This window comes from Acidiphilium sp. 34-64-41 (genome assembly GCF_002282635.1).
Lineage (GTDB): Bacteria > Pseudomonadota > Alphaproteobacteria > Acetobacterales > Acetobacteraceae > Acidiphilium > Acidiphilium rubrum.
Genome location: NZ_NCJX01000002.1, coordinates 1 through 19,278, shown reverse-complemented (window position 1 = coordinate 19,278; position 19,278 = coordinate 1). Strand labels below are relative to the sequence as shown.

17 protein-coding genes are annotated in these 19,278 nt (G+C 63.4%); 8 read left to right on the top strand and 9 right to left on the bottom strand.

What is annotated here, in order from left to right:
* Window positions 1–5: 5 nt before the first annotated feature.
* The 4 genes from B7X49_RS00980 to B7X49_RS00965 all read right to left on the bottom strand — a co-directional run bounded on the left by B7X49_RS00980 (window position 6) and on the right by B7X49_RS00965 (window position 5,803).
* A complete protein-coding gene (locus tag B7X49_RS00980) occupies window positions 6–1,241 on the bottom strand; it encodes an ABC transporter substrate-binding protein (protein ID WP_286702910.1) in 1,236 nt (411 codons plus the stop codon).
* A 173-nt stretch (window positions 1,242–1,414) separates the two neighbouring features.
* Window positions 1,415–2,935 carry an amidase gene (locus tag B7X49_RS00975; RefSeq protein ID WP_286702909.1) on the bottom strand — a complete coding sequence of 507 codons (1,521 nt, stop codon included), beginning with the start codon at window positions 2,933–2,935 and terminating at the stop codon, window positions 1,415–1,417.
* Window positions 2,936–3,185: 250 nt separating this feature from the next.
* Window positions 3,186–4,181 (bottom strand): NAD(P)H-binding protein, encoded by a 996-nt coding sequence (locus B7X49_RS00970; RefSeq protein ID WP_286702908.1) that lies wholly within the window; start codon window positions 4,179–4,181, stop codon window positions 3,186–3,188.
* Window positions 4,178–5,803 (bottom strand): ABC-F family ATP-binding cassette domain-containing protein, encoded by a 1,626-nt coding sequence (locus B7X49_RS00965; RefSeq protein WP_286702907.1) that lies wholly within the window; start codon window positions 5,801–5,803, stop codon window positions 4,178–4,180. The genes B7X49_RS00970 and B7X49_RS00965 overlap by 4 nt, the downstream gene beginning before the upstream one ends.
* 134 nt (window positions 5,804–5,937) lie before the next feature.
* Here B7X49_RS00965 and pcaF point away from each other — a divergent pair, with 134 nt between their 5' ends.
* Genes pcaF through B7X49_RS00950 form a run of 3 tightly spaced genes read left to right on the top strand, consistent with a single transcriptional unit; the run spans window position 5,938 to window position 8,460 of the window.
* On the top strand, window positions 5,938–7,134 hold the full coding sequence (pcaF, locus tag B7X49_RS00960; protein WP_286702906.1) for a 3-oxoadipyl-CoA thiolase: 1,197 nt from the start codon (window positions 5,938–5,940) through the stop codon (window positions 7,132–7,134).
* A gap of 4 nt (window positions 7,135–7,138) precedes the next feature.
* Entirely contained in the window at window positions 7,139–7,810 is a 672-nt protein-coding gene (locus B7X49_RS00955) for a 3-oxoacid CoA-transferase subunit A (RefSeq protein WP_286702905.1), read from the top strand.
* Complete coding sequence (locus tag B7X49_RS00950) at window positions 7,807–8,460, top strand: 3-oxoacid CoA-transferase subunit B (protein ID WP_286702904.1); 654 nt, start codon at window positions 7,807–7,809, stop codon at window positions 8,458–8,460. Before B7X49_RS00955 ends, B7X49_RS00950 begins: the two co-directional genes overlap by 4 nt.
* A gap of 17 nt (window positions 8,461–8,477) precedes the next feature.
* Here the strand turns inward: B7X49_RS00950 and ispD are convergent, their stop codons facing one another.
* Window positions 8,478–9,668: a 2-C-methyl-D-erythritol 4-phosphate cytidylyltransferase gene (ispD, locus tag B7X49_RS00945; RefSeq protein ID WP_029310699.1), complete on the bottom strand. Its 1,191-nt coding sequence runs from the start codon at window positions 9,666–9,668 to the stop codon at window positions 8,478–8,480.
* 143 nt (window positions 9,669–9,811) lie between these two features.
* Window positions 9,812–10,138 (bottom strand): PTS glucitol/sorbitol transporter subunit IIA, encoded by a 327-nt coding sequence (locus B7X49_RS00940; protein ID WP_286837801.1) that lies wholly within the window; start codon window positions 10,136–10,138, stop codon window positions 9,812–9,814.
* On the opposite strand from B7X49_RS00940, the gene B7X49_RS00935 reads away from it, so the two are divergent.
* Window positions 10,020–10,535, top strand: coding sequence for a putative PEP-binding protein (locus B7X49_RS00935; RefSeq protein WP_286837794.1), 516 nt, complete (start codon window positions 10,020–10,022; stop codon window positions 10,533–10,535). The two genes, B7X49_RS00940 and B7X49_RS00935, sit on opposite strands and share 119 nt — an antisense overlap.
* Window positions 10,536–10,584: 49 nt before the next feature.
* Here the strand turns inward: B7X49_RS00935 and B7X49_RS00930 are convergent, their stop codons facing one another.
* Complete coding sequence (locus B7X49_RS00930) at window positions 10,585–11,010, bottom strand: PRC-barrel domain-containing protein (protein ID WP_286702901.1); 426 nt, start codon at window positions 11,008–11,010, stop codon at window positions 10,585–10,587.
* A gap of 412 nt (window positions 11,011–11,422) precedes the next feature.
* On the opposite strand from B7X49_RS00930, the gene B7X49_RS00925 reads away from it, so the two are divergent.
* From B7X49_RS00925 to B7X49_RS00910, 4 genes are all read left to right on the top strand, one after another.
* Window positions 11,423–12,382, top strand: a complete 960-nt coding sequence (locus B7X49_RS00925) for an SDR family oxidoreductase (protein WP_286702900.1) — start codon at window positions 11,423–11,425, stop codon at window positions 12,380–12,382.
* 76 nt (window positions 12,383–12,458) lie between these two features.
* Window positions 12,459–13,958, top strand: a complete 1,500-nt coding sequence (locus B7X49_RS00920) for an FAD-dependent oxidoreductase (RefSeq protein ID WP_286702899.1) — start codon at window positions 12,459–12,461, stop codon at window positions 13,956–13,958.
* The gene (locus B7X49_RS00915) at window positions 13,951–15,330 is read left to right on the top strand and encodes an alpha/beta hydrolase (protein WP_286702898.1); all 1,380 of its coding nucleotides are present in this window, start codon (window positions 13,951–13,953) and stop codon (window positions 15,328–15,330) included. The genes B7X49_RS00920 and B7X49_RS00915 overlap by 8 nt, the downstream gene beginning before the upstream one ends.
* A complete protein-coding gene (locus B7X49_RS00910; RefSeq protein ID WP_286702897.1) occupies window positions 15,327–16,880 on the top strand; it encodes a GMC family oxidoreductase in 1,554 nt (517 codons plus the stop codon). Before B7X49_RS00915 ends, B7X49_RS00910 begins: the two co-directional genes overlap by 4 nt.
* A 16-nt stretch (window positions 16,881–16,896) precedes the next feature.
* Here B7X49_RS00910 and B7X49_RS00905 read toward each other — a convergent pair whose 3' ends face one another.
* Window positions 16,897–18,327 (bottom strand): alkaline phosphatase family protein, encoded by a 1,431-nt coding sequence (locus B7X49_RS00905; protein ID WP_286702896.1) that lies wholly within the window; start codon window positions 18,325–18,327, stop codon window positions 16,897–16,899.
* 188 nt (window positions 18,328–18,515) lie between these two features.
* Entirely contained in the window at window positions 18,516–19,148 is a 633-nt protein-coding gene (locus B7X49_RS00900; RefSeq protein ID WP_286702895.1) for a chemotaxis protein CheB, read from the bottom strand.
* Window positions 19,149–19,278 lie beyond the last annotated feature (130 nt).

Genomic DNA, 19,278 nt, shown 5'->3' with positions numbered 1-19,278 from the left:
TGTTCCTAGGCTTTGGTCTTGACATCAATCACGAATTGCTTGTCGGTATTGGGATGTTTGATCAGATCGCAGACCGAGGCTGTGTCGCTCGGCGTCTGATTCGGGAAAGTCTTGAACACATCCCATTTCTTGTCGACTGCCTTGGCGAGATAGACATTGCGGATGCAATGCTGGGTCGCCGGATCGATCGTGACCTTGCCGGTCGGGCCATCGAAACTTAGGCCGGAATCGAGCGCCTTGATCACCGGCATCCGGGTGACCGTGCCGGATTTCTTGACCGCTTCGGCCCAGAGGTTGAACGCCTCATAGGTGCAGGCTGCGGGTTCGCCGATGTAGGGAACGCCGGCGCCGAATTGTTTGTGGATTGCATCGACGAACGCAACACTCGCCGGTGTCTTCAAGTCCTGATAATAGCCGAAGGCTGTGATGATGCCGTTGCTCTCCTTGGCCTGAAGCGTCGCCATTTCGTTGACGATCCCAAACGTGGTGGACGCAATCGGGATCTTGCCGCTCATGCCGGCCGCGCCCCACTGGCGATAGAAGGCGGTATGGTTCGAACCCACCAGCGCCGACAGGATGAGGTCGGGCTTTTCGCTCTGGATCTTGCTGATCGTTGCATTGAAATTGGTGACATCGAGCGGGAAGAACTCGGTCGCCATGACCGTGCCGCCGTCATCCTGGGTGTATTTGGTCATCCATTTCGCGGTGATATGACCGTAATTATAATCGGCCGCGATGATATAGACTTTCTTGCCCCAGGTTTTCGTGGCGTAGGACACCAGTTTCTGCACGGTCTGCGCCGGTGTGGTACCGGTGCAGAAAATGTCGCGGTCGCACACGCCGCCTTCGTAGAACGTGTTGTAGAAATAGAGCACCTTGTATCGATCGAACACCGGGCGAATCGCCTCGCGTGAGGCCGACGTGATGCCGCCGAGCACGACATCGACGCGATCTTTCAAAGCGAGCGCCTGGGCATATTGCGAATAGAGTTGGATCGAGGATTGCGTGTCGTAGTTGATCAGATCTATCTGCCGGCCGAGGAGGCCGCCCGCCTTGTTGTGCGCCTCGACCGCGATTTTCAGTGCGTCCAGCATCGGCTGTCCGGTGGTGCCGAGCGGGCCGGACAGATCGACCAGCGAGCCGACCTTGATCGGTGCGGCCGCCATTGCACTGCCGATGAACGGTGCCGCGAGCGGCACGGCTGCGCTGGATTTGAGAATTGCGCGGCGAGTCAGAACCATTTTTGTCTCCTGAATATCCGAATGAAGTCGCGAGCCGTGATGAACGATCGAATGCGGTCAGTATCGTGTCGCTCCGCGCAGATAGAGGCGGGATGGCGTGGCGCGCGATACGTTGAATTGCCTAGCGAGCCTTCCGCTCGGTCGTCATCAATAGTGATGGTATCGTATCGAGGTCACGTCAGACCTTTCCAGTCGACCCCGGCCTCAAACGCCCCGGCGGCCTGGTAGATGGTTTCTTCGTCATACATTCGGCCCACCAGCATGGCGCCGATCGGCAGGCCATCGACCATGCCACAGGGAATCGTCATCGCCGGATGGTGGGTGCAGTCGAACGGCGCGGTGTTGGTGAGCATTTCAAAGCCGCGCTGTAGAATCTCGCTGATCGGCGCATCCGCGGCGGGCAGTTTGGTGGCCGGCATCGGCAGGGTGGGCATCAGCAGCAGGTCGTAGTCGGCGAGCACCGCATCGTAGCCGGCGCGCAGGCGGCGCACCAGATTCTGTGCTTTTGCGTAATAATGACCGCGATGCCGGGTGACCATGTAATGACCCAGCAGCATGGTGTTTTTCAGTGTCTCGGAGAGTTCGTCGGCGCGGCCACGCCAGCTGCTATGGGCATCGAGCAGCGAATTGACATAGAGCCCCTGCCAGTTGAACCCGAACCCGTTGCCGAGCATCATCTGCATCGTCGCACCTTCCGCGCCGATCGGCAGCCAGATCGCCATGCCGAGGCTGTGCGTCGGGATCGAGACGCGCTCCACCATCGCGCCGAGACCGCGAAACCGCTCGGCCGCTTCGTGCACGATCGCATCGCTCGCCGCCGATGAATTCGGGTGACCGAACCCCTCGTCGACCACGGCGATCCGCAATCCCGCGGCGCCTTTGCCGATCGCGTCGCGATAGGGTTTGCTCATGCCGCCATACTGGCGCGGATCGAGCCCATCCGGCCCGGCCAGCACTTCGAGCAGCAGGGCGTTGTCCTCGACCGTGTTGGTCATCGGCCCAGTGTGATCGAGCGTCGTCTCGATCGGCATGATGCCGGTATAGGGCACCAGGCCGTGGGTGGGCTTCATGCCGTAGATGCCGCACCAGCCTGCCGGCATGCGGATCGAGCCGCCCTGATCGCCACCCAGCGCCATCGCGACTTCGCCGGTTGCCACGACCACGGCGCTACCCGAACTCGACCCGCCGGCGGCGTAGCCCATTTTGTGCGGATTATGCACGAGGCCGGAACTCGCGGTGTGCGAGCCACCCGAAAAACAGAATTGCTCGCAGACCGTTTTGCCGACGATGGTGCCGCCGGCATCGAGAATGCGGGTCACGACCGTCGCATCGACATCGGGCACATAGCCTTCGAGTGTGGATGATCCGTTCATCATCGGCACGCCGGCGACCATAATGTTGTCCTTGATCGCGACCGTCTTGCCCTTGAGCTTGCCGCTCGGCGCACCTTCGATCGTGGTCTTGACGTACCATGCGCCATATTTGTTATCGGCGGCGGTGGGCCGGTATCCCGGTGTGCGGGCGTAGCGGACTGATGGCAGTTCATCCGGCAGTTGATCGATCAGGTTATAGGCGGCGAACCCGCTTTCGAGCGCGGCGCGATGCTGTGCCATGTCGCCATCGGTCATGGTCATGCCCAGTTCGGCGGCGACTTCGTGCAACTGGTTGATCGAGGGCAGTTTCAGTGTGGCCAAGCGCGTGATCCGATCCCGATGCGGCAAACAAAAAACCCCCGGTCCGGCGCGTGACGCGCTAGAACGAGGGCTGGTCTGCCAAATTTCAAACAGGCTCTATTGCCTGAGCGATTAGACTAGGGGCAGACCACAGTCGCCGTCAAGCATAATTCCTGCGGTGATCCGTACCGGTCAAACCGCCCCCGCACCAAATTCCCAAAAGTTTTTTGCTGCTTTTTTACAAAAAAGCAGGCCTCTTCTTGCAGCCACTTCAGAACACGGCATGATCCCCCAGCGCCGCCACGGGCGCGCCGCCGAGGACATGATCGTAGTAATCGAACAATGTTTCGCTCCCGGTCGAGGGGGTTGCCTGCGCATCGTAACGTCCGGTCGCGGGGTCGAGCACCAGCATCGATTCCGTGGCGTAATAGCGGCCGATCCGCGCGAGTTCGGCCTTGGCCGCCAGCGCGGGCACGACCAATCCGGCGGTGCCGAGGACGCCGATGATGCCATCGAGCAAGCCCACCGGCACCTGACGGAAGCGTGGCGCCTGGCGCAGCCGCGCGAACAGGAATTCGCCCTGCTCGCGCGGCGTGATCGCGGCACCGGGGCCGCCGATCGGCAGAACGCGGTTCCAGCGCGCCTCGTCGTGCAGGCAATCGACCAGATAGGTCGCGAGATCGCCATCGCTGATCGGCTTGCACGCGGTGAGCCTGCCATCGCCGAACAGCAGGAACGCCTTGCCCCGGCGCACCCGCGCGATCTGCCCGGACAATGATTTGAAAAAAGCGGTCGGCCGCACGATCGAATAGGTCAGGCCCGACTCCACCAGCGCCTGCTCGAAGGCGAGCTTGGCGTGCTGGAACGCGAGCAGCGGCTTTTGCACGCAGATTGCCGACAGCAGCACGAACTGACCGACGCCCGCCGCCTTGGCCGCCGCGAGCACGGCGAGATGGGCGCGATGATCGATCGCCCAGGCATCGCGCGGCACGCCGGTGCGCGATGCCATGCAGGAGATCACCGCATCGAACCGCTCGCCGCAAAACCCGCCGCGCGCGAGGGCGCCCGCATCCGAGACATCGACGGTGCGAATCGTCGCACCGTGCAGCGGCGTGACATCCGCCCCTGCGCGGACAAAACACACGACTTCATCACCGCGCGAGATGAGGGCGCGCAGCGTCGCGCGGCCGATCGTGCCGGTCGCGCCGAGCAGAACGATCCTGCGTCGCGCCGGCGCGCTGGTCGGGTATCGCGCAGGCGCACTCATCCGGCGTGCAATCCCGGGGCCTCGTGCCCGGTCCGTGCGACATATTCGGTGTAGCCGCCGCCGTATTGGTGAATTCCCTCCGGCGTCAGTTCCAGCACCCGGTTCGACAGCGCGGCCAGAAAATGCCGATCGTGCGAGACGAACAGCATCGTGCCCTCGTATTGCGCGAGCGCCGCGATCAGCATTTCCTTGGTCGCGATGTCCAGATGATTGGTCGGCTCGTCGAGCACCAGGAAATTCGGCGGATCATACAGCATCAGCGCCATCACCAGCCGTGCCTTCTCGCCTCCCGACAGCACGCGGCAGGGTTTGTCGATCTCGTCGCCCGAAAACCCGAACGCGCCGGCCAGCGTGCGCAGCGCGCCCTGGTTGGCCTGGGGAAACGCGCGATCGAGCGTTTCGAACACGCTTCGATCGCCATCGAGCATGTCCATCGCGTGCTGCGCGAAATAGCCGAGCTTGACCGAACCGCCGAGCGTGACCGATCCTTCATCGGGTTCGGTGGTGCCGGTCACCAGTTTCAGCAAAGTCGATTTCCCCGCGCCGTTCACGCCGAGTACGCAGCACCGCTCGCGCCGGCGCACCAGCAAATCCAGCCCGTCGTAGATGACCCGGCTGCCGTAGCGCTTGTGCACGCCGCGTAGCGCGGCCACGGTATCGCCCGAGCGCGGCGCCTGCGGGAACTCGAACACCACCGTCTGCCGGCGCTTCGGCGGCTCGACGCGGTCGATCTTTTCGAGTTTTTTCACCCGGCTCTGCACCTGGGCGGCATGCGAGGCACGCGCCTTGAACCGCTCGATGAAACTGATTTCCTTCGCCAACATCGCCTTCTGGCGGTCGAACTGCGCCTGCTGCTGTTTTTCGTTCAAGGCACGCTGCTGCTCGTAGAATCCGTAATCGCCGGAAAATTCGGTCAGGCTGCCGCCGTCGATCTCGATCACCTTGTTGATCACGCGGTTCATGAATTCGCGATCATGCGATGTCATGAGCAGCGCGCCGTCATAGCCTGCGAGAAACTGCTCCAGCCAGATCAGGCTTTCGAGGTCCAGATGGTTGCTCGGCTCATCAAGCAGCATCACATCCGGGCGCATCAGCAAGATCCGCGCGAGGGCGACGCGCATCTTCCAGCCGCCCGAGAGCTTGCCGACATCGCCCTCCATCATTTCCTGGCTGAACCCCAGCCCGTCCAGCACTTCACGCGCGCGGCCATCGAGCGCATAGCCACCAAATTCCTCGAAGCGGGCCTGCACATCGCCGAACCGCTCGATGATGGCGTCCAGCCGGTCCGCCTGATCCGGGTCCGCCATCGCGGTTTCCAGCGTCGCCAATTCGGCAGCCACTTCGCTGACCGCACCCGCGCCGTCCATCACCTCGGCCACCGCACTGCGCCCGGCCATTTCGCCGACATCCTGGCTGAACAGGCCGATGCTGACGCCCCGATCGACCAGGATCTGCCCTTCATCGGGCTCCTCCTGTCCGGTGATCATGCGGAACAGCGTGGTCTTGCCCGCGCCGTTCGGCCCGACCAGCCCAATCTTCTCGCCGCGTTGGAGTGCGGCTGACGCCTCGATGAAGACCAGGCGCTGGCCGTTCTGCTTGCTGATGCTATCCAGGCGTATCATGCGTCCTCGGTGGTCAGGGTGATGGCCGCGCGCTTATAGCAAATCGGCGCGGGCGTGAACCGCATGGCTGGTGCGGGCGTCTGGACATCGGCGCGCGAGCCCCGCAAAAAGCGGTTTTCCGGGAGTGGCCAGCGATGCCTGAAGCCTTCATCTGCGATTATATCCGCACCCCGTTCGGCCGCTATGGCGGCGCGTTGTCCGGTGTGCGGGCCGATGATCTGGCGGCCGTGCCGCTGCGCGGGCTGCTGGCCCGCAACCCGCGGATCGACCCGCGGCGGATCGACGAGGTCTTGCTCGGCTGCGCCAATCAGGCGGGCGAGGATAACCGAAACGTCGCGCGCATGGCGCTGCTGCTGGCCGGCCTGCCGATCGCGGTGCCCGGTGCCACGATCAACCGGCTGTGCGGCTCCGGGCTCGACGCGGTCGGCACCGCCGCCCGCGCGATCCGCGCCGGCGAGGCCGATCTGATCATCGCCGGTGGTGTTGAAAACATGACCCGCGCGCCCTTCGTGATGGCCAAGAGCAGCGAAGCGTTCGGCCGCACCGCCGAGATATTCGACACCACGATCGGCTGGCGCTTCCCCAACCCTGGCTTGCGCGCGCAATACGGCGTCGAGCCGATGCCGGAAACCGGCGAGAACGTCGCGGCGGATTTCGCGGTCAGCCGGGCGGATCAGGATTTGTTCGCCTATCGCAGCCAGCGGAAATGCGCGGCGGCGGCGGAATTTCTGGCGGGCGAAATCACCCCCGTCACGCTGAAATCACGCAAGGGCGAAACACTGTTCGGCACGGATGAACACCCACGGCCGGACACCACGCTCGAAGGTCTCGCCGCTCTGAAAACCCCGTTCCGCACGCCGGGCACCGTTACCGCCGGCAATGCGTCGGGCGTGAACGATGGCGCGGCGGCGCTGGTGATTGCCAGCGAGGCGGCGGCGCACACCCACGGCCTGACGCCGCGCGGTCGCATCATCGCGATGACCACCGCCGGCGTCGCGCCCCGCATCATGGGTATCGGCCCGGCGCCGGCCACCGAAAAACTGCTGGCGCGCACCGGGCTCGCTATCAGCGATATCGATATCATCGAATTGAACGAGGCCTTCGCCAGCCAGGCGCTCGCGGTGACGCGCCAACTCGGCCTCGCCGATGACGATGCACGGGTCAACCCGCATGGCGGCGCCATTGCGCTCGGCCATCCGCTCGGCGCATCCGGCGCGCGGATCGCCGGCACCGCGCTGCGGGCGCTGGAGGCGCAGGGCGGCAGGCGCGCGATCGCGACCATGTGCATCGGCGTGGGTCAGGGCATCGCCATGCTGATCGAGCGCGTCTGACGCCATGATCGATAAATTCGTCCCCTCGATCGAGGCAGCGCTCGATGGTATCGGCGATGGTGCCACCATCATGGTCGGCGGTTTCGGTGCGGTTGGCCAGCCGCATCTGCTGGTCGATGCGCTGGGCGAGCGCGGGTTGCGCCACCTCACCATCATCGCCAACAATGCCGGCGGCGATTTCGGCGGGCTGCCGAAACTGATCGCCCAGGGTGCCATTACCAAGGTGATTTGTTCCTACCCGCGCGCCACGAGCAAAACCGCGTTCGACACGCTCTATGCCGAGGGTAGGATCGATCTCGAACTGGTGCCGCAAGGCACGCTGGCCGAGCGTATCCGCGCCGCCGGGGCCGGTGTGCCGGCGTTTTTCACCCCCACCGCCGCCGGCACCGAACTTGCCGCCGGCAAGGAAGTCCGCACCATCGATGGCCGGGCCTGTGTGCTGGAATATGCGTTGTCCGCCGATTTCGCGCTGATCGAGGCGTGGGAAGCCGACCGCTGGGGTAACCTGACCTACAACGCGGCAGGGCGTAATTTCAACCCGATCATGGCGACCGCCGCCGGCATCACCATCGCGCTCGCCCACCACCGACGCGCGCTCGGCACGCTCGCCCCGGAAACCATCGTCACGCCCGGTCTGTTCGTGCAGCGGGTGTTCATTGCAGGAGGTTCGGCATGACAGCGCTTGCCGGCTGGTCGCGCCGCGACATGGCAGCCCGCGTCGCGGCCGATATTCCGGAGGGTTGGGCGGTCAATCTCGGCATCGGCCTGCCCACGCTGATCGCGAATTTCGTACCGATCGAGCGCGAGGTGATGTTCCACTCGGAAAACGGCATTCTCGGCGTCGGCCCGCTACCGCCCGCGGGGCAGGAGAATCCCTGGCTGATCAACGCCGGCAAGCAACCGATCACGCTGCGGCCCGGTGCTGCGATCGTCGGCCAGGCCGATAGTTTCGCCATCATTCGCGGCGGTCATCTCGATCTCTGCGTGCTCGGCGGCTATCAGGTTGGCGCCAATGGCGATCTCGCCAACTGGTCGACCGGCCGCGCCGGCGAAGCCCCCGCGGTCGGCGGCGCGATGGACCTCGGTGCCGGTGCCCGACGCGTCTGGGTCCTGATGGAACATGCCGCGCGGGATGGCACGCCACGGTTGGTCGAACGTTGCACCTATCCGCTGACCGCGCTCGGCACGGTCAGCCGCGTCTATACCGATATCGCGGTGATCGATGTCACGCCGGACGGCTTCGTGCTGCGTGAGGCCGCTCCCGGCATCAGTATCGAGCAGATCGCGGCGCGGATGGGCGCGCCGCTCAGCCCCAGTCGGGATTGAGTCGCGGCTATAGACGGCTAGAAATCCCGATCGCGCGGATAATTGACCGTTGCGATGCATTGGGTCGAAATCACCTCGCGCCGAAAGGTGAACCCGAGATCGTCGATGAATGCGTGCTTGATTGAGATCGACCGGCAACCGGTCGAAAGGAGATCAGCCGTCCGCTGCACCATCATCGCTTGACGGTCCAGCACGCTTTTGAAGTCGGAAATCACCGTCAGATCGACATGCTCGATCCGCCCGCCGGCCATCGCGACGACCGAAACCGCCTCGCGGATCAAATTCTCCGAATTCGCGAAGCGCCGGCTCGGCAAGGCGCGGCCATCGGCCAGATCGACGCCGATGCCGCCGACCGTGCCCAGAATCGCCGAGGTGATCGCATCCAGCCCGACATCCGAACCGCCGGATGTGCGCACGCCGGCATCGAGCACCACCGGAATGCCGCAGATCATGATGGTCGGGTTTTCGGCCGGGCTGGCGGCAACCAGATTCTCGGTCGAGAATCCCCAGCCGGAATGAATTTCCCGATGGCCGCGCTGCATGATCACCTCGGCGCGGTCGAGGTCGTGCTCCGTGGTGATCTTGAAATTATCCTCGGTGCCGCGCACCATCTCGATTTCGAGCCCGACCGCCTCGGCGATCGCCGCATCGTCGGTGAAATCCTGGGCGAGCGGGTTAGCGAGGTAGACGCGCCGGTGGGCGGCGAGAATATCGCGGAACCGGAACGCCTGCGGCGTCTGCGCGCGCCATAGGTTAGTCCGCTCGACGGTTTTCAGAACCTTGTCCTCACCGCAGAATTTGAGCGTATCGGCCAGCGGCACGCCGGCGATCGCGCACGGCGTGCGGTCCAGCGCGTCGATCACGGCGCCGATGGTTTCCTGCTCGACGAAGGGGCGCACGCCATCGTGAATGATAATCGTCTCCGGCGCCTCGCGCGCCAGTCCTTCGAGCCCGAGCCGGACGGATTCCTGGCGGGAATTGCCGCCGATCAGGGGCGGGGGGAGGTTCAGCCCTTCCGTTGCACGCTGATAGAGATCGATGTCGTTGGGGTGGATCACTACCTGAACGCCGCTGATCGCCTGATTGCGCCGGAACGCCGCCACAGTGTGACGAATGATCGGGCTGCCGTCCAGCAGCCGGTACTGCTTGGGAATCGGCCCGCTCAGGCGCTGTCCGCGTCCTGCAGCGACGATGAGAGCAAACGTCATGTTAACTTAACTTTTCCAGTCGTGCGATGTTCGCGGCCGAAGCGAAATCGGCCGTTCTGAACAAATGTTCGCTAAGCCCGGAACCAGATCACGTCAAGGCGAGGCGTGTCGCTTCCATGCAACGGCCTTGCATCGACCAAACGTCAGGCGCGCAGGATCTCGAGTTGCGTCCCCGGCACCAGCTCGGTCCAGAGTTCGTCATGCGGGATCGCGGTGACGCAGATTTCGCCGGGACGATCGGCGCTGGGTGCGCCGCCGAAGCTGAACGTGATCTGCCCAAGGTCGCGCGCCATCGCCCAGCTGCGCGGGCCCATCGCGGTGATCCTCGCTTCGCTTCCGCCGAATCCCACGATGTCCGACACCTGCGGCTCGGCGTGCTCCGACCTGGAACGCGATGACCAGGCCGCCTTCCAGCAGACCCGCCACCTCCGGCCCGATGTGGCAATCGTGCTCCGGTACAGAACCTCCATGGTACGCTCCTCAATACATGCCGAAGCTGAACGCCCAGCCATCGGCAGCACCATCGAAACGCCCGCCTCCGTCTTGCCAGCCCACGAACTGGCAGAGGAGGTGGTTTTTTTCTCGACCGATACCAACGACGTCACGCAATACATCATGGCGGCGGATCGCCTCAATCCGAACGTCGCTGGCCTCAGCCGACCCGAAAATCCGGCATTGTTCCAAGCCATTACCATGACCCGCGCGGCGGCCATGGCGCGAGGAATCCCGATATCGGTCTGCGGCGAAGCGGCATCGAACCCCCCGATCATTACGAAACTGCTCTCGTTCGGGATCCGATCGCTCAGCATGAGCCCGTCGTCGATCCTGCGCATCAAGCAATTCGTCAGGGAGGAGGCTGGGCTTTAACCCCCGGCCGACCTCACTGGTTCGGGTGCGCCGGACCGATCAGCCCAGCCTAGCGCGTCATCATACCGGGATGGACGCCGTAATATTCGTCGACCCGCTCGCCATAAATGCCGTTTGACCAGTCCGGCATTGCGCTGGTGGCGAAGGACGGCCCTCCCTCGAGGCGATCACGATCGATATCGACCACATAACCACCTTGTTGGCGGTCATAATGCAGCATGCTCCACGGCAGCGGATGGTAATGCTCGCCGAGCCCCAGAAATCCGCCGAACGACATGATGGCATAGGAAATTCGGCCGGAGCTCTTGTCGATCATCACATCATAGATCGACCCGATCGAATCGCCCTGCCGATTGTAAACATGCGTGCCGTTGACTTTGCTAGCGGCGATCAGCGTTCGGGTTTCGCTGAGACTATCCAGTTGTTCGACGGGTGCCGAGGTGGCCGTACGTGTTGTTTCATCGTGACTGCTCATGTGCGAATTCCCCAGGTTTGATGGTTTTGCGGCCGCCTGTCAGCGGTCATCGTCCAATCGATGTGTGCATCGCCATCACTGATTACGACGAGGCGCGGAGATGAAACTATCGTCAGGCAAATCCCTGTGCAGCCTTCCGGCCGGCTCGATTTGATAATCATGCACCGCCCGACGGCAACCGCGACGTAATACCCAGTTAACGCGCTGATCATGCAACGAATGCCGTCGACCTGACCTCATCGTTGCAGAATTGTTATTTGGATCGCACCGTACAACTCCCAGATGTCGACAGTACAGCGGAAACAGGGCACAATGTTACGTCCTGCTATCAAAGTCTCTGCCGCGCCTTCCGGCGCTCCGCGTCACTGGCAGCGATCAAATCAAATACGACTAAACTGAAAGTTTTCGACACATGGACATCAATCAACGCCAACAGAAAATCCACGATGAAGTGCGCGCTGCCGACCAAGCTCGACCAAAGCTCGAAATGAAGGGCGCCATGCAGGCTGGTGCGCGCCACTACCCCGAACCGCCGTTTACCACCGATGCCGCAGGCCAGCGCGGTATTGAAGCCGGCCAGAGCATCAAGCCGTTGTACGACGCCCCGTTCTGGAAAGGGTCTGGAAAACTCGAAGGCAGCGTCGCCATCATTACCGGCGGTGATTCCGGCATTGGTCGCGCCGTCGCGGTATTGTTCGCGCGCGAAGGCGCCGATGTCGCCATCCTGCATCTGGCATCCGAACAGGAAGACGCCGATGTGGTCGTCAAAGCGATCGAGCACGAAGGCCGCAAGGCGATCGCGGTCGTCGCCGACGTGACCGATCGCGCATCGTGCTTCGCGGCCGTTCGAAAAATCGTCGATGCATTCGGCAGGGTCGATGTCCTGGTCAACAACGCGGCATTCCAACTCCACGTCAGCCGGTTCGAGGATCTGTCCGAAGACCATTTCGACCTTACAATAAAAACCAATCTCTACGGCTATTTCCACATGGCCCAGGCCTGCCTGCCGCACATGCGCGCGGGATCGGCGATCGTCAATTCGGGCTCGGTCACCGCCCTGATGGGCAATTCCACCGTCATCGACTATACCATGACCAAGGGCGGCATCCATGCGTTCACCCGCGCCCTCTCCGGCAGCCTGGTGCCGCGCGGCATCCGCGTCAACGCCGTTGCCCCCGGCCCGGTGTGGACACCGCTGAACCCCAGTGACAACCCCGCAGGCATGGCCGAATTCGGTACCAACACGCGCATGAAGCGCCCGGCCCAGCCCGAGGAAATCGCCCCTGCCTATGTCTTTCTCGCGTCGAAACAAATGTCGAGCTATATCAGCGGCGAAATCCTCCCCGTCATCGGCGGCTACACCGACCGTTAGTAAACGGGAACGGCTGCGGCGTGGTCACCGCCGCAGCACCGCGCGGGCAATATCCGAACCAAAAAGGATCACGATAATGGCGCAACAACCAAGCGGTATCGACTTCAACCAAGGTGTCGCAATCCACGCGCTTGCCGATCATCCAGCCGTGCGCGGTCATGCCGATGGTGAGCCCGTACTCATGGTCCGCTCCGGCGATACCGTCTTCGCCATCGGTGCCGATTGCACCCATTACGGCGCGCCGTTGGAAAAAGGGCTGATCAGCAATGGAACCATCCGATGCCCCTGGCATCACGCCTGCTTCAGCCTGCGCACCGGTGCCGTTATCGACGCACCCGCGCTCGACGCACTTGCCACCTGGAACGTTGAACAGCGTGACGGCAAGCTGTTCATTAACGGCCGAAAACATCCAGCCAAGCCCGCGGCTCTGAAAAATCCACCCAGCAGCATCGTCATCATCGGCGGCGGTGCGGCCGGTGAAGCGGCGGCTGAAACTCTGCGTCACGAAGGCTACCAAGGCCGCATCACCATCCTCAGCGCCGACCCCGATCTTCCGCCGGACCGCACCACCTTGTCCAAAAGCTTCCTGAACGGTTCATCAGGGGCGGAGACCATTCCTCTGCGCGATGCGGCCTTCTTCACCGATCACGCGATCGATCTGGTGCTAAATGCCCGCGTCAACCTGATCAACACGGCGGATAAACAGGTCATGCTGACCGACGGCATCAGCCACCCCTACGATGCCCTGCTGATCGCGACCGGTGCCATGCCCGCGCGCCTCGATCTCCCCGGCGGCGATCTCGTCCACTACCTCCGCACCGTGGCCGACGGCCGCAATCTCGATGCGCTGGCGGTCAAAGGCGCGCGCGCCGTCGTCATCGGATCGAGTTTCATCGGCATGGAAGTCGCTGCCTCGCTGCGCCAACGCGAGATCGAAGTCCTGGTCGTCAGCCAAGAATCCAAGCCAATGGCAACGGTGCTGGGCGCGAACCTCGGCGCATTTTTCCAGACACTGCACGAAGATCACGGCGTCGCCTTCCGCCTCGAAGCGGACGTTGCATCGGTCACCGAAACCGCGGTCATCCTCGCCAGCGGTGAACAGATCCCGGCCGATTTCGTGGTCGCGGGTATCGGCGTCGCACCGCTCACCGAACTCGCGGCCGATGCCGGTATCACCGTCGATCATGGCGTCATGGTCGATGCCTATCTGCAAACCAGCACCCCCGGCATCTACGCGGCCGGCGATATCGCCCGCTGGCCAGACCCGCACACCGGCAAACCGATCAGGGTGGAGCACTGGGCCGTCGCTCAGCGCCAAGGCCAGGTCGCCGCCCGCAACATGCTCGGCCGCCAGCAGCGGTTCGACCAGTTGCCGTTCTTCTGGACCGGTCAGTACGATGTCAGCCTCCGCTACGTCGGCCACGCGACCGATTGGGACGAAGAACTGGTCGACGGAGCCATGGGCAACTGCACCGTCACCTATCGCAAAGCCGGTAAGCCCCTCGCCATCGCGACCCTCAAGCACGACAAGGCAGCGCTGGACTTCGTCGCCGCCTACCAGCCAACCCATGAATGACGCCGACCCACCCACCCTGGTATTCCTGCATTTCCTCGGCGGCAGCAGCAATACCTGGCGCTACACGATCGATCATCTGCCGCCGTCCACCCGCTGCCTCGTCATCGATCTGCCCGGCTTCGGTGCCGCCTCGGCCCTGCCGGGCGGCAGCGTCAGCGCCATGGCCGATGAGGTGATCGCCACCATCGGCCGCACCGTGCGCGGGCGCTGGGTGCTGGTCGGCCACAGCATGGGTGCCAAGATCGCAACTCTCATTGCCCGCGCCGCCGAACATGGCGCGGAAGACCTATCCGGCCTCAGCCACATCATCCTGCTGGCCGGCTCGCCCCCCGCTCCAGAGCCGATGAGCGAGGAATCCCGCGCCGAAATGCGGGGCTGGTTCCAAGGGTCTGCCGATGAGTCGATGGCTCAAGCGCGTCGCTACATCGCCAACAATATCGCGGACAGCCTCGATCCGCCCGCGCATCAGGCGGCCGTCGCCGATATTCTGCGTACCAACCGCGCGGCCTGGGTCGCGTGGCTTGATAGCGGCAGCCGCGAGAATTGGGCCGCGCGCATCGGTACGTTGCACACCCCCGCCTTGATCATCGCCGGTGCGGCCGACGCCGATCTCGGGGCCGAAGCCCAACGCACGCTGATGGCGCCGCATTTCACCCATCACCGCCTGATCACCCTCGCCGCAACCGGCCATCTGATCCCGCTCGAACAACCAGCAGCACTCGCCCGCCTGATCGAAGATCACGCGGACCTGCCCCACAATAACAACACGATCGACGCCTCCTACCGCGCCTTGATCGCATCCGAGCGCGTTAGCAGCCACACCCGCGCTGCCCTCCTCGCGCGAACCCTACCCGCCGCCGAGGCATCCCCGTTCAACGATCAGCAAACCCGAACCCTGCACGCGGTGATTGCGCGCGTCATCCCCCCGGCCGCCGCACCGCCCAATCTTGCCACCACCATCGCCGCCCGTTTCGCAGCCCCGCGCGGCTGGCGTTTCGCCGCACTCCCACCCGATACCGAAGCGTGGGGCATGGCGCTCGACACGCTGAACCACCGCGCCAACCACCGCTGGAACACCATGTTCATCGCGCTGTCACCCGCACAGCAGGACACCATGCTCACCGAACTCGCCGCCGGCGAGACCAATGCTGCACCAGCCAGCCTCGATGCCAGCCAGATGCGCCTCTGGTTCGAAGATTTCCGCGCCGCCGCGGTTCGCGCCTACATGGCGCATCCCGCCACCCTCGCGCGCATCGGCTACGGCGGCGATGGCGACCATAAACCCGGCTTTCACCCGATCGGCCTTGACGTTGTCGAACCCTGGGAACCCAAACCCCGCGGACCACATGCGCCGGCAGGGCAGGGCGCATGAATCTCGATACCATGCGCCGCCACGCCACCGGTGATACGGTCGATGCCGTCGTCATCGGCACCGGTGCCGGCGGCGTGCCCTTGCTGGCAGCCCTCGCGACCGCCGGCCTGAAGGTCGTCGCCCTTGAAGCCGGCCGCAACTGGGAGCCCGAAACCTTCCCGGCCGATGAAATCGCCGCCGCCGGCATCTACTGGCGGGATGAACGCCTCAGCGCCGGCGACACCCCCCAGCCGTTCGGTGCCAACAACAGCGGCACCGGCGTCGGCGGCTCGACGCTCCATTGGGGTGCGTTCTGCCCGCGCGCCGACCCGCTTGACTGGCGCCTGCGTACCGAAACCGGCCAGGGCCAGGATTGGCCGCTGGAACCCGCCTCGCTCACCCCGTATTACGAACAGGTCGAAGCCTACATCGGCGTCTCCGGCCCGCGCACCTACCCGTGGGACCCATCCCGCAGCTACAGACTGCCGCCGGTCGCGCGCAACGCGCCCGCCATGCTGATGCAGCGCGCCTGCGACTCCCTCGGCCTCACGACCACCGACGCACCCGCCGCCGTCGTCTCGCACCGGTTCGAGCAGCACAACGCGCTGCCCCGGCCCGCCTGCATCAACTGCGGCTATTGCCACCAGGGCTGCCGCATCGGTGCCAAGGCCAGCATGGATGTCACCTATCTGCCAGCCGCGGTTCACGCCGGCGCGGAAATCCGCCCGGATTGCAGGGTCCACACCATCGAGCGCGATGCCACGGGCAAAATTACCGCCGTCGTCTATCGCCACCAGGGGCACGACCATCGCCAGCGCTGCGCTGCGGTTTTCCTGTGCGCCGGTGCGGTGGAAACACCGCGTCTGCTGCTGCATCTCGGCCTCGCCAATTCCAGCGGCCAGGTCGGCCGCAATTACATGGCCCATGTCGCCACCCAGGCCTGGGGCAGTTTCACCGCGCAAACCCGCCCCCACAAAGGCTACCCCTCGTCGCTGATCACCGAGGACATGCTGCGTCCGGCCGACGCCGATTTCGCGGGCGGCTACCTGATTCAGAGCCTCGGCATCGTGCCGGTCACCTGGGCCGAACAGGTGGCACGCGGCCGGGGTTTGTGGGGGCAGGCGCTCATCGACTATCTCGATCATTACAACCATGTTGCCGGCGTCGGCATCAACGGTGAATGCCTGCCCTCCGCCGATAATTTCCTCGATCTGTCCGACGAGACCGACGATATCGGCATGCGCCGGCCGCGCATCCATTTCAGCTACGGCGAGAACGAACAGAGGCTCGAGCGCCATGCCCAGCGCGTTCTCACCAACATCTGGCAGCACGCGGGCGCGACCGATATCTGGACCATGCGCCGCTCCGCCCACACCATCGGCACCTGCCGCATGGGCAGCAGCGCCGATACAGGCGTCGTTGATCATGCAGGCAACAGCTTCGATATCCCGAATCTGTGGATTTGCGACAATTCGGTCTTCCCCAGCGCCATGGCCGCCAACCCCGCCCTGACCATCATGGCGCTCAGCCTGCGCACCGCCGATGCATTCCTCCGCGGGCACCGCACCTGAAGCGGCGGCATCCGCCTCAGTCCCTGCCTCCAAGACCGAGCGTTTTGGCCACAGCACCGAACCCGCGTTCGATCGTTCCCAGCACACCGCTGGTCTTTTGCCGTTCGTCGATGAATACGGCCAACCGGTCGGTCGCGAGCTTCGCCTGGCTCAGCCCATCGCCCAGCGCCTCATGGGCGCGCTGCATCAGCCCGCCCTTGTGCCCGGCGTGCTGGATTTCGCTTTCGATATGGTGGCTGAAGCCGAACAGCGAGGCTTTGAACCCCTCCAGCATCGCCACCGGCCGCGCCTCCTGAATATCAGGCGCCACCCCGGCCTCGGGCAGATCGCGCCGCGGCGTGGTGCGCCAGGTCATGGACGCGATCGGGTCATTGGCCTGTTCGGCGCGCCGCCCCAGCGGCTTCACACCTGGCCAGATCCGGCTTGCCATCTTCAACAGGCTGGTATGATCGAATTCGCTCGAAACCACACCGGGATCGAGCATCGGCGAGACAAAAATCGCCGGCACCCGAAAACCCAACAAATCAAACGCGAAATGCTCGGTATGCTCATCGGGCGGCACCGTCGCCGGTGGCACCACATGATCGTAAAATCCGCCATGCTCGTCATACAGCACGACCAACAAGGTCTTTTCGAACAGCCCCGGGTTCGCCCGCAGCGTGTTATAGACCTCGGCGATCAGCGCATCGCCCCGCATGATATCGTGCGGCGGATGCTGATCGTTCTGATGCGGCCCGAAGTAGCTCGGTTCGATGAAGGTATAACCTGCAAGATCGCCCTTCGCGACATCGTCTTGCCAATGCGCGTAGTGACGGTAATTGCCGAGATGATGCCACTGATGGCTGAGCACCAAAGTCTGCGGCACATCGCCATAATAAATCCGCCACGGCACGCCGGCATCGCTCAGTTCGTCATACAGCGTGCGCTGGCCGTACATGTGCAGCTTCGAACTAAACAGACCACCCGGTTCATTGACATGCCCGCGCGAGGTGCCGCTGTGGGCAAACAGCCGGTTGATCCAGGTCGGTCCGGGCAGTGATGAAAACCACCGGTCGCAGACTACGAAATTCTCCGCCAGCGTGTGCAACCCCGGCAGAAACCCGCGCGGAAAATAGCCCATGATTTCCTGGCGTTCCTCGGGCGTGCTGTTCGGATGAGTGCGGACGAAATCGGCGACGAACCCGCCATTGGTGCCATCGGCAAACTGCGCCAGTGAATTGGCCAGATAATGTTTCGGATCACGATCGATATTGCGCGATGTCGTCTCCCGTTGCACTAGGTCCGGCACACCCGGCGCCGCGGTTGGGTTGCTGTGCGGCCGTGCCAAATCGACACCGTCGAGACCGGCATGCACCGTTGCCATCGACCCGAGCATCCGGTCGAAGCAATTATTCTCCATCATCAGCACGACGACATGCTCGATCGGCAGAGTTTGTTCAGAATCCATCGTCCATTCCTTCCCGTCCACCGCCGCAATATGGTGCGCCGTTTGCCCATATTCGAGGCAGTGAGGGCCGGTCAGCTAAGGGACCAAATCTCTACTCTCGTTTACCCATGGATCGGATCGGGCGACCTACCGATCGCGTTCATGGCTTACGGCTGGACACAAGGGTGCCAACCGCACATGGCCTAACTCTAGCGCGCCCCGTCGGAGAGACGCTCCCTGAGACATTCGACGATCTTTGGCGCAATGTCTTCCGGTGACAAAATGAAATCGATGCATCCAGTCGAAATCGCACTCTCAGGCATATCTGATTGCTTGGCGGTATCAAGCCGTTGCGCGATCGTGATGCCGCCGATCTCACGGATCGCGCATAACGCGTCGGCGCCATCACCATCATAGCCGGAGACGATGACAGCGAAAATCTGGCCCTGCCAATGCTGCGTCAACGAATGCAGAAACACGGTAATCACATCGGGCCACCCGCGCGGCTTCGATATCGGTCGCAGGCGGAACTCGCCGCCTGAAACATGCAGGTCACTCTTCTCTGGAATGATGAAAACATGGTTGGGCTTCAGCACCAATCCATCCGTAATCAACTGCACCGGCATTTTCGTATAATGGGGCAATATCGTGTGCAGCGACGTCGCAACGGTCCGCAAATGGTTAACGATGATGATCGCAACACCAAAATCCGGCGGCACATGGCGCAGAAACCTGACGTACGCATCGAGCCCACCCGCCGACCCGCCAACGCAAACGACGGGAAATCGATCCGCAGCTTGTCCCTCAACTCGCCCTTCACGGCCCCGCACGATCGCGCCCATCAGTAAAGCCTCCGTGCTTCATCATATCGGATCTCAGAGTCCGACTCGAATCGTTTTTGCAACGTCATCGATCTGATTTCTATGGAATTCTGTCCCATCATGGCGTTCAGGCGATGGCCAGACGGCGTGA